Origin of the sequence: Mesorhizobium sp. WSM3224, assembly GCF_000427725.1 — a bacterium.
Taxonomy (GTDB): Bacteria; Pseudomonadota; Alphaproteobacteria; order Rhizobiales; family Rhizobiaceae; genus Mesorhizobium.
Genome location: NZ_ATYO01000010.1, coordinates 79100 through 94471, shown reverse-complemented (window position 1 = coordinate 94471; position 15372 = coordinate 79100). Strand labels below are relative to the sequence as shown.

15 protein-coding genes are annotated in these 15372 nt (G+C 64.1%); 13 read left to right on the top strand and 2 right to left on the bottom strand.

Translation table 11 applies throughout. The features are described 5' to 3' along the window. Window positions 1-21: 21 nt before the first annotated feature. The 13 genes from YU3_RS0118510 to YU3_RS0118450 all read left to right on the top strand — a co-directional run bounded on the left by YU3_RS0118510 (window position 22) and on the right by YU3_RS0118450 (window position 12460). The gene (locus tag YU3_RS0118510; protein WP_027167659.1) at window positions 22-882 is read left to right on the top strand and encodes a carbohydrate ABC transporter permease; all 861 of its coding nucleotides are present in this window, start codon (window positions 22-24) and stop codon (window positions 880-882) included. Beyond that, complete coding sequence (locus YU3_RS0118505; RefSeq protein WP_027167658.1) at window positions 879-1838, top strand: sugar ABC transporter permease; 960 nt, start codon at window positions 879-881, stop codon at window positions 1836-1838. The genes YU3_RS0118510 and YU3_RS0118505 overlap by 4 nt, the downstream gene beginning before the upstream one ends. Then, a complete protein-coding gene (locus tag YU3_RS0118500; protein ID WP_027167657.1) occupies window positions 1835-2920 on the top strand; it encodes an ABC transporter ATP-binding protein in 1086 nt (361 codons plus the stop codon). Before YU3_RS0118505 ends, YU3_RS0118500 begins: the two co-directional genes overlap by 4 nt. Before the next feature lie 3 nt (window positions 2921-2923). Then, on the top strand, window positions 2924-3985 hold the full coding sequence (locus YU3_RS0118495; RefSeq protein WP_027167656.1) for an ABC transporter ATP-binding protein: 1062 nt from the start codon (window positions 2924-2926) through the stop codon (window positions 3983-3985). Between the two features lie 35 nt (window positions 3986-4020). Beyond that, complete coding sequence (locus tag YU3_RS0118490; RefSeq protein ID WP_027167655.1) at window positions 4021-5106, top strand: Gfo/Idh/MocA family oxidoreductase; 1086 nt, start codon at window positions 4021-4023, stop codon at window positions 5104-5106. A 58-nt stretch (window positions 5107-5164) separates the two neighbouring features. After that, a complete protein-coding gene (locus YU3_RS0118485; protein WP_027167654.1) occupies window positions 5165-6079 on the top strand; it encodes a sugar phosphate isomerase/epimerase in 915 nt (304 codons plus the stop codon). A gap of 28 nt (window positions 6080-6107) precedes the next feature. Then, on the top strand, window positions 6108-7052 hold the full coding sequence (locus YU3_RS0118480) for a substrate-binding domain-containing protein (protein ID WP_027167653.1): 945 nt from the start codon (window positions 6108-6110) through the stop codon (window positions 7050-7052). A gap of 87 nt (window positions 7053-7139) precedes the next feature. Continuing rightward, window positions 7140-8132 (top strand): ABC transporter permease, encoded by a 993-nt coding sequence (locus YU3_RS0118475; protein WP_245273536.1) that lies wholly within the window; start codon window positions 7140-7142, stop codon window positions 8130-8132. A 2-nt stretch (window positions 8133-8134) separates the two neighbouring features. Beyond that, the gene (locus YU3_RS0118470; protein ID WP_027167651.1) at window positions 8135-8911 is read left to right on the top strand and encodes an ATP-binding cassette domain-containing protein; all 777 of its coding nucleotides are present in this window, start codon (window positions 8135-8137) and stop codon (window positions 8909-8911) included. Between the two features lie 4 nt (window positions 8912-8915). Continuing rightward, window positions 8916-10097 (top strand): aldose 1-epimerase family protein, encoded by a 1182-nt coding sequence (locus tag YU3_RS0118465; RefSeq protein WP_027167650.1) that lies wholly within the window; start codon window positions 8916-8918, stop codon window positions 10095-10097. Window positions 10098-10179: 82 nt separating this feature from the next. Next, window positions 10180-11265 (top strand): fatty acid desaturase family protein, encoded by a 1086-nt coding sequence (locus YU3_RS0118460; protein WP_027167649.1) that lies wholly within the window; start codon window positions 10180-10182, stop codon window positions 11263-11265. Window positions 11266-11308: 43 nt separating this feature from the next. Next, window positions 11309-11623 (top strand): MocE family 2Fe-2S type ferredoxin, encoded by a 315-nt coding sequence (locus YU3_RS0118455; protein WP_027167648.1) that lies wholly within the window; start codon window positions 11309-11311, stop codon window positions 11621-11623. A 33-nt stretch (window positions 11624-11656) separates the two neighbouring features. Next, complete coding sequence (locus YU3_RS0118450) at window positions 11657-12460, top strand: 3-methyl-2-oxobutanoate hydroxymethyltransferase (protein WP_027167647.1); 804 nt, start codon at window positions 11657-11659, stop codon at window positions 12458-12460. Between the two features lie 21 nt (window positions 12461-12481). On the opposite strand, the gene hutH is transcribed toward YU3_RS0118450, so the two are convergent. Both hutH and YU3_RS0118440 read right to left on the bottom strand, forming a co-directional pair. Beyond that, the gene (hutH, locus tag YU3_RS0118445; RefSeq protein WP_027167646.1) at window positions 12482-13963 is read right to left on the bottom strand and encodes a histidine ammonia-lyase; all 1482 of its coding nucleotides are present in this window, start codon (window positions 13961-13963) and stop codon (window positions 12482-12484) included. Then, a complete protein-coding gene (locus YU3_RS0118440) occupies window positions 13960-14961 on the bottom strand; it encodes an ornithine cyclodeaminase family protein (RefSeq protein WP_027167645.1) in 1002 nt (333 codons plus the stop codon). The genes hutH and YU3_RS0118440 overlap by 4 nt, the downstream gene beginning before the upstream one ends. Window positions 14962-15372: the final 411 nt, after the last annotated feature.

Below are 15372 nucleotides of genomic sequence, written 5' to 3'. Positions count from 1 at the left end.
CGCCACCAGCAAAGCAGCCAGATGAAGCGTTCCGTTCCCTTCGAGATATTCCGCTACGCCGCGATCTTTGCGGCGCTGGCGGTGACGCTGGTGCCGATCCTGTGGATGGTGTCGATGGCCTTCAAGCCGATCGGCGAATGGTCGGCGACCGGCGCCGACCTGACCTGGTGGCCGAAGCATCCGACGCTTGCCAATTTCCAGTTCGTCTTCGGCCACTCCGCCAACGACCTGATCGTCGCGCTCGACCACACGGCGCTGAAGCCGATCCTGTCGTCGCTGCTTTCGGCAGTGTTCGGGACCGCCATTGCCATGTCGGCAGGCACCGCAGCGGCCTACGGCCTGTCGCGCTTCGGTTCCGGCCAGAACCTGCCGCTGGCGCTGATCCAGCTCAGGCTGTTTCCGCCGATGGCCGTGATGATCCCGGTGATGATCATGTGGGCATTCCTCAATCTCAACGACACATGGTGGGGGCTGGCGCTGATCTACGGCATCGTCACGCTGCCTTTCGCCTTCTGGCTGATGAAGACCTTCTTCGACGACATGCCGCGCGAGATCGAGGAGGCGGCACTCGTCGAGGGCTGCTCGCGGCTGCGCGTCTTCACCCGCATCACCTTGCCGATGATGCGCGGGCCGCTGGCAAGTGCTGCGCTCTTCGTGTTCATCCTCAACTGGTCGGATTATCTGATCGCGCTGCTGCTCACCACGCGCGAATGGGTGACGATCCCCGTCTACATGGCGTCGCTGTCGTCCTCGATGACCGGGCAGCTCTATGGCGCCAAGGCGGCGCTCGGCCTGATCGCGGCGGTGCCGCCGGTCATCATGGGCATCGCCATCCAGCGCCACCTGGTGCGCGGGCTGACCTTCGGAGCGCTCAAGCAATGAGCGCTGTGACGGCGACGATTTCGGAGGACAAGATGGGCACCGCGCGCGCCAGGCCGGCCATGCGGGACGAGGGCGCGCGGCTGGGTTTTCGGCTGACCCTGCCGGCGCAGCTCCTGGTGCTGTTCATCTCGGCGTTTCCGCTGCTCATGCAGCTCTACATCAGCGTCACCGACTGGTCGCCGCTTTCGGGCGTCGGCTGGTGGAGCGCCTGGGAGATGTGGAACAGTTTTGCCAACTACACCGACCTTGCCGCCGACACCCGCTTCTGGAGCGCCCTGCAGCGCACGGCGGTCGTCATGCTGGTCTGCGTGCCGGCGGAGTTCCTGCTGGGCTTGGCGCTGGCGACACTGTTCGCGGACGATTTTCCCGGCAAACGCATCTTCTATTCGATCCTGCTGATGCCGATGATGGTCGTGCCCGCGGTCGCCGGCTACATGTTCTTCATGCTGTTCCAGTCCGGTGGCCCGGTGAACGACATCCTGTCCACCATCACAGGTACACGCGTCACCATTGCCTGGCTGTCGGACCCGACACTGGCGTTGATCGCGGTGATGGTCGCCGATATCTGGCAGTGGACGCCGCTAATGTTCCTCATCCTGCTTGCCGGCCTTGTCGGCGTGCCGGAGGACCAGATCAAGGCGGCGACGTTGCTCGGCGCCAATCCATGGCAGCGTTTCGTCACCATCGTGCTGCCGAAGATGAAGACGATCATCATCATCGCGCTGGCGATACGTGTGATCGAGAATTTCAAGATCTTCGACACGCTCTACATCATGACCGGCGGCGGCCCCGGTGTCGCCACCGAGACGATCTCCGTCTACATCTACAAGGTCACTACACAGGACCTGATCTGGGGCTATGTGGCTGCCATCGCTCTCGCCATCCTGATCGTGCTTTCGATCGTCGCGGTCTACGCCATGAAGCGCATGGCGAAGACCCGGGAGATGCCGGCATGAGCGCGATCCATCTTCAAAACCTGGTCAAAAAGTTCGGCGACTTCACCGCGCTGAAGACGATGGACCTCGAAATCGCCGATGGCGAGTTCATGGCGCTGCTCGGGCCTTCAGGCTGCGGGAAGTCGACAACGATGAACATGATCGCCGGCATGGAGGAGCCGACCGGCGGAAAGATCCTGTTCGGCGAGCGCGACATGGCGGGCGTGCCGATGGGACGGCGCGGCGTCGGCTTCGTCTTCCAGAACTATGCGATCTTCACCCATATGACGGTGCGGCAGAACCTTGCCTACGGACCGAAGATGCGCGGCGCTGCCAAGGCCGAGATCGACCGCCGTGTCGGCGCGATTGCCGAGATGCTGCAGCTTTCGCCACTGCTCGACCGCAAGGCGGACCGGCTCTCGGTCAACATCCTGCAGCGCGTGGCGATCGGCCGTTCGGCGATCATGGAGCCGGCGATCTTCCTGCTGGACGAGCCTTTGTCCAATGTCGATGCGGCCTTCCGGGCGGTGATGCGCACCGAGCTCAAGCAGCTGCAGCGCCAGTTCAGGCAGACGATGGTCTATGTCACGCACGATCAGCTCGAAGCGATGACCATGGCCGACCGCATTGCGGTGATGGACCATGGCGTGCTGCAGCAGGTCGGCACGCCGCTTGAAGTCTACAACAATCCGGCCAATGTCTTCGTCGCCCGCTTCATCGGCGCGCCGGGCATGAACCTTCTCAAGGGGAGGCCTGCCGAAAGCGATCGCGGGCTGGTCATCGATCTCGGACCGCTCGGCGTCACGCCGCCCTTACCGGAAATGCTCGCTCCTGCGGTGAGGGCGGTGCGCGGCGAGGTGCTTTACGGCTTCCGTCCGGAACAGGTGGCGCTTGCCGAGCGCGGGCTTTCGATGCCGGTGACTTTCGTCGAGCGGATCGGCGCGCGCACCATCGTCCATCTCGGCGAAGGCGAGAGCGCGGTGAAGGCGGTGTTCGAGAACGATATCGGGCTGTCGATCGGGCAGACGGCGATCGTCGCGCCGCCGGCTTCGTCGGTGCGCGTCTTCGACGCCACCACTGGCCTCGCAATGAAGGCGGGCTGAGACATGGCCGATATCGTTTTCCGCAACGTCACCAAGCGCTACGGCGCAACACTTGCCGTCGACGACGCTTCCTTCACCGTCAACGACAACGAGTTCTTCTGCTTCTTCGGCCCGCCGCTTTCCGGCAAGTCGACGATCCTGCGCCTGGTGCTCGGATTGGAAATGCCGGATCAGGGCGAGATACTGATCGGCGGCAAGCCGGTCACCAGTGTCTCGCCGGCCGAGCGCAACGTCGCCATGGTGTTCCAGAATCTGGCGCTATTCCCGCATATGAGCGCTCGAGACAATGTCCGCTTCCCGCTGGTCGAGCGGAAGGTCGCGGAAGCCGAGATCGAAAAGCGCCTCGCCGACGTCGCGGCCAAGCTGCACATCGGCCACATCCTGCACAAGCCGCCGGCGCAGCTCTCCGGCGGCGAGCGGCAGCGCGTGGCGATCGCGCGCGCCCTGGTCCGCGACCCGGCCGCCTATCTGATGGACGATCCGATCTCGGCACTCGATGCGCGGCTGCGCGAGGAGACGCGCGTCGAGCTGAAGCGCATCCAGCGCGAGCTCGGCAAGACGCTGATCTATGTCACGCACGACCAGGAAGAGGCGATGTCGGTTGCCGACCGCATGGCCATCCTGGAGAACGGCCGCATCCGCCAGATCGGCGCGCCGGCGGAGATCTACGATCGGCCGGCAAGCGCCTATGTGGCGCGCATGCTCGGCTCGCCGATGATGAACATCCTGCCGTCGGTGCGTGGCGCGGGCGGGATCGAAGCGGCCGAAGGCGCAATCCGCATTGCCGATGCCAAGGCGCCGGCCGAGGCGATCGAGATCGGGCTCAGGCCGGAAGACATCAAGGTTAGGCCCTGGACAGACAACGGAACGGCGGAAGGCCGCCCGGCGCGGGTGTTCGAGGTCGAGCCGCTCGGCGGCTATACCGTGGTGACTTTAGAAGCCGGGCAGGCGCGGCTCAGGGCCCTGCTGCGCGGCCAGCCCGACATCAGGCCGGACGCGATGGTGGCGATATCCTGCGAGCCGGGTCGCGTGCATTACTTCGGCCAGGATGGAGGCGCGCTGTGACGGCGGCCGCCAGGGCAGAATTTCGGGAGGAAGAGATGGCAAGCAAAGGCTTCGAACCGGACGTCAAGGTTCGCACCAGGGATTACAAAATCGGCTGCGTCGGCGCCGGCATGATCATGGCTGAGTGCCATCTCGCGGCTTACAAGGAGGCCGGCTTTCCGGTGGTGGCCATCGCCTCGCGCACCAAGGCGAATGCCCAGAAGGTCGCCACCCGCTGGGGCATACCGACGGTGCACGACACGCCGGAACAGCTGATCGAAGATCCCAACGTCGACATCATCGACCTGGCCTTTCCGCCGGACCAGCAGCCGGCGCTGATCCGCCACGCGCTGAAGCAGAAGCACATCAAGGCGATCCTGGCGCAGAAGCCACTGGCGCTGTCGGTGGAGGAAGCCGTCAAGCTGCGCGACGAGGCAGCCAAGTCCGGCAAGATCCTCTCGGTCAACCAGAACATGCGCTACGACCAGTCGATGCGTGTGCTCAAGCAGATCATCGACAGCGGCGCGCTCGGCGACATCGTCTTCGCGCAGATCGACATGCACGCGATCCCGCACTGGCAGACTTTCCTCGAAGGCTACGACCGGCTGACGCTCGCCAATATGAGCGTGCATCACCTCGACGTGCTGCGCTTCTTGTTCGGCGACCCTGACGAGATCACGACGCTGACGCGCAAGGACCCGCGCACGCGCTTCGACCATTCCGACGGCATCACGGTGTCGACGCTGCGCTTCCCGTCGGGCGTGCTCGCGGTCTCGCTGGAGGATGTGTGGTCCGGTCCGCGCCAGGAAGGTTATCGCGACGACCAGCACATCAACTGGCGTGTCGACGGCACCAAGGGTGTCGCCAAGGGCACGATCGGTTGGCCCACGGGCGCGGCCTCGACGCTGACCTATGCCTCGGCCGAGACGACCGGCGGCGAATGGGTGAGCCCAAGCTGGGAGACGATGTGGTTCCCGCATGCCTTCATCGGCGTGATGGAGCAGCTCCAGCATGCCGTGAAGACCGGCGCGCCGCCCGCGCTTTCCGTCGCCGACAACGTCAAGACCATGGCGCTGGTCGAGGCGGGCTACCGCTCGATGGCATCGGGCCGCACGGTCAAGCTCTCCGAGATCGCCATCTGACCATTGGCAGCCAAAACAACCTAATCAACTGAATCGCTTACAGGGAGGAATTCACATCATGATGCAGGCAGGTATTTTCACGGGCTATTTTCCGTACGGCCTCGAAGAGACGGCGCAAAAGATCCGCGGCCTCGGTTTCAACACGGTGCAGCTCGACCTGCACTTCAAGGACGTCGATCTCTCGGCCGGCCAGATCACCAAGGATAAGGCGAAGAAGGTGCGCGACACCTTCCGCGACCACAATCTGCCGGTGTGCTGCGTGTCGGGCTACACCAACATCATCCATCCGGACAAAGCCGAGCGCGAGAAGCGCGTTGGTTATCTCAAGGAGATCATCCGCAATGCGCGTCATTTTGGCTCGCCTTACGTGATCTCGGAGACCGGCACCTACAACACCGAGTCCGACTGGGTGCATCACCCGAAGAACAAGACCGAAGAAGGCTTTGAAGAATGCCGCAAGGTGATCGCTGACCTTGCCCAGACGGCTTACGACCATGGCGCGGTCTTCCTGCTCGAAACCTATGTCAACAACGTCGTCGGCTCGGTCGAGGAGACGGTGAAGATGTTCGCGCAGGTCGACCATCCCGGCCTCGGCCTGCTGATGGACCCGACCAACTATTTCGAGACCCACAACATCGACCGAATGGACCAGATCCTGAACCAGGTCTTCGACACGCTGACCGACAAGATCAAGATTGCGCACGCCAAGGACGTCAAGCGCTCCGGCGGCGACAAGTCCGAGAAGCACGCCGACATCGGCGACGAGGATGCGCTGGAGAGCCACACTTTCCGCGGCGTCGGCGAGATCGAGCTCCCGGCGCCCGGCCTCGGCTCGCTGAACTACGACCTCTACCTCCAGCGACTAGCTGAGAAGCACCCGAACATCCCGGTCATCATCGAGCATCTGTCGGAAGACGACGTGCCGCGCGCCAAGAAGTTCCTCGACGGGAAGTTCCGCGCCAACGGCCTGTGATGGCTCCAAAACAAAGGGAGGAAACGAGATGTTGAAATTCGCATTGAAACTGGCGGCCGCGGCGACCGTGCTTGCCGGCGTTGCGTTCGGCTCGACCGCGCAGGCCGCGGACGGCCAGAAGACGTTCTACCTTTTGTCGCATGGCGGCCCGTCCGACGCTTTCTGGATCGACTGGAATGCCGGCGCGACCAAGGCCTGCGACCAGCTCAAGGTCACCTGCAAGATCTCCTTCAGCGGCGGCGACATGGCGGCGCAGAAGGAGGCCTTCAATTCGGCGCTTGCCGCCAAGCCCGACGGCATCGCCACCACCTCGGCGCAGCCCGGCCTGTGGACCGAGGAAGTGAAGGCGGCCAAGGCCGCCGGCATCCCGATCGTGTTCTTCAACACGGACGACCCGGCGACCGGACGCCAGGCATATGTCGGCGCCGACCTCAAGGAAGCCGGCGCCATCTGGGCGAAATATCTTGTCGACCACAAGATGGTGAAGCAGGGCGACAAGGTGTTCCTGCCGGTCGAGGTCCCCGGCGCCAGCTACCAGCAGCTCGAGACCGAAGGCATCGCCGGCGTCTTCGATCCGCTCGGCATCAAGTATGACGTGGTCGACTGCGGTACCGACCCGGCCGGCATCATCGCCAAGATGACCGACTATATGGTCGCCAACAATCCGCCGGCCATCATCGCGCTTGGCGATTCTGTGGCCGCCAGCGTCAAGCGGGTGTTCGATGGCGCCGGTATCCCGGCCGGCAAGATCCCGGTCGTCGGCTGGGGCAATTCGAAGGAGACGGCGCAGGCGGTCAAGGACGGGTTCGTCAACGCCGCCGCCTGGCAGTATCCTTCGGCGCAGGGCTTCATGCCGGTCGCGCTGCTCGGTCTCGCGGCTTCCGGCGAGCCGATCGGCTACGACATCCACACATTCGGCCTCTACGACGCGTCCAGCGTCGAACCGATCCTGAAGCTCTACGACAAGAAGTAAGCAAATCGGTGCCCGCCGCGCGAGCGGCGGGCGCTATGAACAAGCATGGTTCAGCAAGTCATGGTTCAGCAAGTCGGGGCAATAACTGTGGAAGACGGCGCAGGAAGGGCCAAGGGCAGGTCGAGGCTGATGCGCTCGCCGCAATTCTCCTCCTTCGTCATTCTCGTCGTGCTGCTCGTGGTGTTCGGGGTCGCCGACGGCAATTTCCTGTCGCCGCTCAACATCTCGAACATGATGGCGTTCCTGCCGGAGCTCGGCATCATTGCGCTTGGCATGACGCTGCTGCTGACCGCCGGCGAATTCGACCTCTCGGTCGGCGCGGTGTTCGGCCTGGCGCCTGTCGTGGTGATGCTCCTGGCGCAGAACGCCGGGGTCGACATCGGCGTGGCGCTGCTGGCCGGGCTTTTGCTCTGCATCTCGATCGGCACGATCAACGGCGTGATCGTCACCAAGATCGGCATCTCGTCCTTCCTGGTGACGCTGTCGATGCTGCTTATCGTGCGCGGTGCGGCGCTCTACATCACACAAGGGTTTCCGTTGAAGTCCTGGGACCAGCCGGGTTTCTTCGTCACGCTGCTCGCCGGCAGCTTCAACATCGGCGCGTTCCGTTTCTACACCTCGCTGTGGTGGTTCATCGGCCTGTCGCTGCTCGCCGTCTACGTGCTGCGCTACGCCAAGCTCGGCAACTGGATTAGCGCCATCGGCTCCAACCGCAACGCGGCAGTGGCGCGCGGCGTGCCGGCCGATGCCGTCAAGATCTGGCTGTTCATCGCGACTTCCGTGCTTGCCGGGCTCGCCGGCATGATCAGCGCCTTCCGCATCTCGGCGGCTTCGCCTGTCGCGGGCACAGGCTATGAGCTGGAAGTGATCGCCATGGTGGTGGTCGGCGGCACGGCGCTGACCGGCGGGCGCGGCACCATCCTCGGCACCATCGTCGGCGCGCTGATGCTGCGCGCGATCCGAAACGGCATCGTGCTCGTCGGCGTGCCGGGCCTCGCTTACAACATCTTCGTCGGGGTCATCATCCTCGCCATGCTCATCCTGCACGCGCTGCTGCAGAAAAACGCCGCAAGGAGCTGACGATGATGCAGGAAGTGCTCCGGCTGCAGGGCCTACAAAAATCCTTCGGCAGCGTGCGCGCGCTGAAGAACGCCTCGCTGACGCTCAAGGAGGGCGAGGTGGTGGCGCTGCTTGGCGACAACGGCGCCGGCAAGTCGACGCTGATCAAGGCGATCTCAGGCGTCTTCCCGATTGATCGCGGCGATATCTATGTGCGCGGCGAAAAGGTCTCCATCCGCTCGACGCGCGAGGCGATGGATCTTGGCATCGAGACCATCCACCAGGACACCTCACTCGCGCCGGATCTCAGCATCGCGCGCAACCTGTTTCTCGGCCGCGAGCCGGTCAATCTCAAATGGCTGGGCGTCTTCGCGCCGCTCGATCTCGCCAAGCTGCGCGATGCGGCCTCGGCGCTGCTGAAGCGGGTCGGCATCTCGAAGAAGCTCGACGCCGACGCATTGGTCTCGACGCTGTCCGGCGGCGAGCGCCAGTCGATCGCGATCTCGCGGGCCATGCAGTTCGCCGCCAAGGTGATCATCCTCGACGAGCCGACCAACAATCTCGGCGTCGAGGAGACGCATGGCGTGCTGCGCTTCGTCAAGGAGATGCGCGACGCCGGGCATTCGGTGCTCTTGATCACGCACAACATCCATCACGTGTTCGAGGTCGCCGACCGCATCATCGTCATGCGCCGCGGCGAGATCGTCGCCGAGCAGACGGTTGCCGACACCGACCTCCTGACGGTGGAAAGCCTGATAACCGGCGCCGATCTGTCGGCCCTGATGAAAAGGGCGCAGTGACGGCATGGTGAAGCTCTACGGACAGACGCTTTCGCGCCGGCAGGTTGCCGAGCGGTCCGGCATGCTGTCGCAATTCGCCGGAGTGCGGCTGATGACGCTTGGCGACGGCGTCGAGCGCGGCATCCGCATGCTCGAGTTCCGCACCGGCTCCGGCCTGCGCTTCACGGCGCTGGTCGACCGCGCGCTCGACATCGCCGATTGCGAGTATAAGGGCCAGGCGATCGGCTGGCATTCGCCAAGCGGTTTTCGCAACCCGGGCCTGCATGATTATGAGGGCGAGGACGGCTTTGCCTGGGGGCGGTCCTTTTCCGGCCTGCTGGTCACCTGCGGCCTCGACCACATTCTCGGCCGCAGCGAGGTGCCGGCCGAGAACTACAATTATCCGGGCCGCGAGACGGTGACGCATTCGCTGCATGGGCGTATCGGCACCATTCCGGCGCGGCTCACGGGCTATGGCGAGGCCTGGGACGGCGACCGCTGCGTCTTGTGGGCCGAAGGCATCGTCCAGCAGGCCAGCGTGTTCGGCGAGGACCTGCATCTCATCCGCCGGATCGAGGCCGATGTCGGCGGCAGCGAGATCCGGCTCTCGGACCGCGTCGTCAATCATGGCTTCCATCGCACGCCGCATATGTATTTCTACCACGTCAATGTCGGGCATCCGCTGCTGGACGAAGGCTCGCGCTACCTGGCGCCGATCCGCGACGTGGTCTGGGCCGCGCATGCCGGCGAGCGCTACGAAGCCCAGAAGGTCGGCTACCGCACAGTTCCCGAGCCGCAGATCGGCTTCAGCGAACAGGTCTGGCAGCATGAGCTTGGCGCCGACGCAAAGGGCGAAGTGCCGGTCGCCGTGGTCAACGACCGTCTCGGGCTTGGCTTCGAGGTCGTCACCCGCAAGGACCAGTTGCCTTGTTGTTACGAGTGGCAGAATTTCCAGGCCGGACAATATGCGCTTGGCATCGAGCCCTCGACACACCATGTGCTCGGCAATCTTGCCGCGCGCGAGCGTGGCGAGATGATCTGGCTGGAGCACGACGAAACCCGCACCTATGACGCGGTGTTCCGCATCCTCGACGGCAAGGAGGCGATCGCCGGCGCCGAAGACAGGATCGCGGCCATCGCCCGCCAGCCCAAGCAGGATTATCCTCGGCCCTCGGGTAATTTCCCAAGACTGGCGGGCAGGCCATGAGCGTGACAATTATCCATAGCAAGCCCTCCGGCCGGCGGACCGGATTGCCAGCGCTGCGTGAAGATTGGAGGTCGATGTGACGATGGCAAAGAAGCGCGACTACAGCCTCGTCGGCGAAAGCACGCGCCGGGCGATCGAGACCGGACTTGCCTCGGCCGAGTGGTACCACACTGACGTGGCGCGCAAGACCATGAAGGAGTTGATGCAGCGCACCGACGGGCCGGCGATCCGCGACACCATCATCTGGTTCGCCGCGATCCTGGGCTCGGCCGCTGGCATCGTCTGGTTCTGGGGCAGCTGGTGGGTCGTGCCGTTCCTGTTCGTCTATGGCGTGCTCTATGGTTCGTCGAGCGACTCGCGCTGGCACGAATGCGGTCATGGCACGGCGTTCCGCACGCGCTGGATGAGCGATGTCGTCTATCACATCGCCTCGTTCATGCTGATGCGCAATCCGGTCCAGTGGCGCTGGAGCCATGCACGCCACCACACCGACACCATCATCGTCGGCCGCGACGCCGAGATCGCCGTGATGCGTCCGCCGGACCTCATCAAGGCGGCATTGGCTTTCACCGGCATCCTCGACTTCCGCTATTCGCTGCCGACGCTGGTGCGCCAGGCCTTCGGCAAATTGTCGGACGACGAGAAGAGCTACGTCCCGGAGATGGAGCAGCACAAGGCGGTGATCGCGGCGCGCTGGCACATGGTCGTGTATGCCGCGACGATCGCTGTCGCGATCGCGCTTGGATCATGGATACCGCTGGTGCTGATCGGTCTGCCGCGCCTCTACGGCACCTGGCACATGGTGACGACCGGCCTCTTGCAGCATATCGGGCTGGCCGACAACGTCACCGATCACCGGCTGAACACGCGCACCGTCTACATGAACCCGATCAGCCGCTTCATCTACTGGAACATGAACTACCATGTGGAGCATCACATGTTCCCGATGGTGCCCTATCATGCGCTGCCGAAGCTGCATGAATTGATCAAGCACGACCTGCCGGTGCCGAACCCGTCGATGTGGCACGCCTATCGCGAGGTGTGGCCGGTGCTGCTCAGGCAGCTGAAATACGAGGACTATTATCTCAAGCGCGAATTGCCGCCGACGGCCAAGCCCTATCGCGGCGAGTTCCACGATCTCGACATAACGGCCGCGGCCGCTGAATAGGCGTCGCGTGCCAATCCAGAGAGATGATGGCCGGAGAAAGAAGATGGCGGAGTGGATTGAAGCGTGCGCGGTCGATGACGTGGATGAAGAGGACGTGATCCGCTTCGACCATGGCGGCCGCACTTTCGCGATCTACCGCTCGCCGGACGACGAGTTCTTCGCGACCGACGGCTTCTGCACGCATGAAAAGGCGCATCTGGCCGACGGGCTGGTGATGGACGACATCATCGAGTGCCCCAAACACAATGGCCGCTTCAACTACAAGACCGGCCAGGCCAAGGGCGCGCCGGTCTGCGTCAATCTCAAGACCTATCCGGTCAAGGTCGAGGCCGGTAAGGTGATGATCGATATCGGCTGAAAGCCGTCCGACAGACAAAACAGGGATTTGCCGATGAGCCGAAAGAGACCGACCGTTGCCGATCTGCGCGCCATGAAGGGCAAGCGGCAATTGACCATGCTGCGTGTGCTGACGCTGGAAGAAGCCGAGGCCGCCGAGCGGGCAGGGGTGGATATCGTCTCGGTGCCGCCGGAGCTGGTGCTCAATCCGCAATATCGCGATGCGGCGCCCAGCCTCTTCACCATGCCGGGCGACAACTTCTTCGAGATCGGCACGGCCGACGATTTCATCCGCTGGTCGTTCCGGCTCTACAAGGCCGGCGCCGACGCCGTCTATTGCAGCGCCGGCTACGCCACGATCAAGCGCATGGCCGACGATGCCATCCCGGTTATCGGCCATGTCGGCCTAATCCCATCCCGTGCGACCTGGACTGGTGGCTTCAAGGCGGTCGGCAAGACCGCGGATGCCGCCATGCAGGTGTTCGAGGCGGTCAAGCAACTGGAGGCCGCAGGGGCCATTGGCGCCGAGATCGAGGTGGTTCCGGTGGAGGTGGCGAAAGCGATCTCCGAGCGCACCTCGCTGATCATGCTGTCGATGGGCGCGGGCACGGGCTGCGACGCGCAATATCTGTTTGCCGAGGATATTCTCGGCACCAATCGCGGTCACATGCCGCGCCATTCGAAAGTCTATCGCAACTTCGCCGCCGAATATGACCGGCTGCAACAAGAGCGCATCGCGGCGTTTTCCGAATATGTCGCCGACGTCAACAGCGGCGCCTATCCGGAAGACAGGCATATCGTGCACATGGATCCGGACGAGCTCACCTTCTTCATGAAGAAGATGGGCGCAAAGCCCTGAGCGGCCAGCGTTGAGCTGTCGCTAGGCTCGCCAGGTCCCATCGGCGAGCGCGGCGTGGAGCGCGTCGGCATTGGCGCCGAGCGGCCTGTCTTCCTTGAGCGTCGCGACATGAGCGCGGACGGCCGCGTGGATTACCCCGGTCGCCGGCGCCAGCACCAGACCTTCGCGCAGGTCGATGGCCTGGGCCGCCGCCATCAACTCCAAGGCGACCAGACGCCGCCACAGCGCGATCATCTCTGCGCATTTGGCGATAGCCAGCGGTGTCTGCGTGGCGTGATCTTCAACGCCCTCGGAAACCGGCAAGAAGTCGAGCATCACCGGATTGGCCTTGTGACGGATCGCGGCCAGGATTGCCGTCACCGTTTTCTGCAGCGGCACGAAGCCCGCGGAGGCGCCGCCGACCGGCGACAGATATTTGGGCAGGCCATTGCGGCCCGAGCCGGTCAGTTGGATGAAGCGGGCGGCGCAGGCTGCCGCACACTGGGCGATCGCGAGGCCAAGCGTCTCAAAAGCAAGCGCCAGCGACGTGGTGTGGAAGTTGCCTGTCGACAGCACGAGCGCGTCTTCTGCAAGCACTAGCGGGTTGTCGGCGGCCGCGTTGAGCTCGATCTCGACCGCGAGTCTGGCATGGTCGATCGCCTGGATCAGCGCGCCGTGGATCGAGGGCATGCAGCGGATCGAGAGCGGATCCTGAATGGTGGTTGGCGCGAGTTCCTTGTCGCGAGCGAGCAACTCGCGCAGCGCCTTTGCGGCCAGCAGCTGGCATGCCGCGGGGCGCGAGACATGCAGGCGCGCGTCGAGAATGGTGCGGTTCGCGCCAAGCGCTTCCATGGTCAGCGCGCCGGCCTGTTGCTGCTGCTCCATTGTCGACAGCGCGTCCACAAGCGCCAGCGCGCCGGTGCCGGTGGAGACCGCCGAGGCGTTGATCAGCGACAGCCCGTCCTTTGGCGCCAGGCTGACCGGAGCAAGACGCGCCATCATCAGCGCCTTGGCAGAAGGCATGCGACGGCTCTGGTAATCGGCATCGCCTTCGCCGATCAGCGTGTGTGCGATCGGCGTCATCATCACGAGGTCGCCGGCGCCAATCGAGCCGAGCGACGGCATGACTGGATGAACGCCGGCATTGAGCGCCTCCACGAGCGCGGTGAAGACGTGCGGCGAGAGGCCGGAGCCGCCTGCCGAAAGCATGGCGACGCGGGCAAACATCGCCGCTCGTACGATCTGGATTGGCAGGGCTTCCCCTACAGCTGCGCCGCGTCCATCGAGTAACTGGCGCTGGAAAGCGCCGACATCGCCTTCCACCGCTGTGCCGAGATTGGCGCCGAGACCGGTGTTCAGCCCATAGATCTGCTGCCCGCCCGCGGCCGCTTCATCGAGCACATTGCGCGCCTTGGCCAGGTGCTCCATGACGGTAGGCGTGACCTCGACCTTGACCGCATTGCGCGCAACGGCGGCCACATCTTCGATGCTGACGCCGGCGCCGGTGAGAACGAGCGGGCTCATGCGAAGCGCAGCCGCTGGCCGATGCCGTTTTCGCCGGCCTTGGCGAGCATGGCCTTGCCGAGCGCGATGTCGGACAGCGAGAGACCGCGATGCCAGAACAGGATCGTCTCGCCATCGCTTTGCCGGCCTGCCTTGAGGCCGGCGGCGATCTGGCCGAGCTCGGCGTGCAGTGTCTCCTCGCTCAGCCGTCCCGTCTCGACATGAGCGCGCAGCGAGCCGAACTTGCCGCCCTTGCACTGACCCCAGTCGTCAACGACGATCTTCTGCATGATGTCGGTGAGCGACAGCTCGACCGCGCTCATCGTGCCGTAAGGCACCACCAGCGCGCCGCGCTTGATCCATTCGGTCTTGAGCAGCGGCTGCGGTTCCGGCAGCCGCGAGGCCTCGACGACGATGTCCGCGCCTTCGACGCAGCTTTTCCAGTCGGCCACGGCCGCGACCGGCTTGCCGAGGTCGGCGGCGAGCTTCGCGGCAAAGCCGTCGCGGCTTTCCGGCCGGCGCGAATGGACGCGGATCTCGTCGAAGTCGAAGAGGTGGTCGAGCAGGCGCACGTTCCAGTAGGCGGTGCCGCGCGCGCCGATATGGCCGAGCACCTTCGAGTTCTTCTTCGCCAGATGCTTGGCGCCGATGGCGGTGACCGCGCCGGTGCGCATGTCGGTGATGACGGTGGCGTCAAGGATGGCGCGCGGCGTGCCGGTGCGCGGATCGAAAAGATTGAGGATGCCGAATTCCGACGGCAGGCCGTGCATATAGTTGTCGACATAATCGCCGACGATCTTCACGCCGGCAGCGTCGAGCGGCGCCACATAGCCGCGCAGCACGTTGAAGTGGCCGTGGAAGGAGGGGTCGGGCTCAAGATGGACGCGCGGCTCGATCACCGTTTGGCCGTTGCCCTGCGCGACGAGCCCTGCTTCGACGGCTTCGATGATCTCGGCGTCGGTCATGGCAAGCGCTTCGATGTCGAGAGCATTGAGGTAGTCGATATAGATGGGCTTCATGCATTTTCCTCGGCCATCCCGCGCTCATCCATAACAGGCGATCGGCCCGCACGGAAGTTTGTTGGATAAGCTCTGGACTGGATCGGGCTTATGCTGTTCAACCACCGCGTCATGACCTGCATCCCCGACAACGAGGCCGTGTTCAAACCGGCAAATGCCGGAGCCGAGGTTTCGGGCCATTCGACGAACAATTGACGCCGAGCCGGACGCATTTTGCGGACGTAAATTGCGCCGGCCTCGCCGTCGTCGAGCAGGCTCTTGCGCTGACCACGCGATCGCTGCGACGGATTGCCAAAAGCCTAGGAGTTTCCGACTATTGCGCCAGTTTCGGCAATCGATGCGTCCACTTGTCCTTTAGCAGTACAAGCCTGGCTGTTGAACGCGGATTCATTTGACGAGCCTGTGTTGAGC

Excerpts from the sequence above, each read along its gene's own strand:
- YU3_RS0118510 (WP_027167659.1), top strand. The coding sequence starts at position 22 with ATGAAGCGTTCCGTTCCCTTCGAGATATTCCGCTACGCCGCGATCTTT.
- YU3_RS0118505 (WP_027167658.1), top strand. The coding sequence starts at position 879 with ATGAGCGCTGTGACGGCGACGATTTCGGAGGACAAGATGGGCACCGCG.
- YU3_RS0118500 (WP_027167657.1), top strand. The coding sequence starts at position 1,835 with ATGAGCGCGATCCATCTTCAAAACCTGGTCAAAAAGTTCGGCGACTTC.
- YU3_RS0118495 (WP_027167656.1), top strand. The coding sequence starts at position 2,924 with ATGGCCGATATCGTTTTCCGCAACGTCACCAAGCGCTACGGCGCAACA.
- YU3_RS0118490 (WP_027167655.1), top strand. The coding sequence starts at position 4,021 with ATGGCAAGCAAAGGCTTCGAACCGGACGTCAAGGTTCGCACCAGGGAT.
- YU3_RS0118485 (WP_027167654.1), top strand. The coding sequence starts at position 5,165 with ATGATGCAGGCAGGTATTTTCACGGGCTATTTTCCGTACGGCCTCGAA.
- YU3_RS0118480 (WP_027167653.1), top strand. The coding sequence starts at position 6,108 with ATGTTGAAATTCGCATTGAAACTGGCGGCCGCGGCGACCGTGCTTGCC.
- YU3_RS0118470 (WP_027167651.1), top strand. The coding sequence starts at position 8,135 with ATGATGCAGGAAGTGCTCCGGCTGCAGGGCCTACAAAAATCCTTCGGC.
- YU3_RS0118465 (WP_027167650.1), top strand. The coding sequence starts at position 8,916 with ATGGTGAAGCTCTACGGACAGACGCTTTCGCGCCGGCAGGTTGCCGAG.
- YU3_RS0118460 (WP_027167649.1), top strand. The coding sequence starts at position 10,180 with ATGGCAAAGAAGCGCGACTACAGCCTCGTCGGCGAAAGCACGCGCCGG.
- YU3_RS0118455 (WP_027167648.1), top strand. The coding sequence starts at position 11,309 with ATGGCGGAGTGGATTGAAGCGTGCGCGGTCGATGACGTGGATGAAGAG.
- YU3_RS0118450 (WP_027167647.1), top strand. The coding sequence starts at position 11,657 with ATGAGCCGAAAGAGACCGACCGTTGCCGATCTGCGCGCCATGAAGGGC.
- hutH (WP_027167646.1), bottom strand. The coding sequence starts at position 13,963 with ATGAGCCCGCTCGTTCTCACCGGCGCCGGCGTCAGCATCGAAGATGTG.
- YU3_RS0118440 (WP_027167645.1), bottom strand. The coding sequence starts at position 14,961 with ATGAAGCCCATCTATATCGACTACCTCAATGCTCTCGACATCGAAGCG.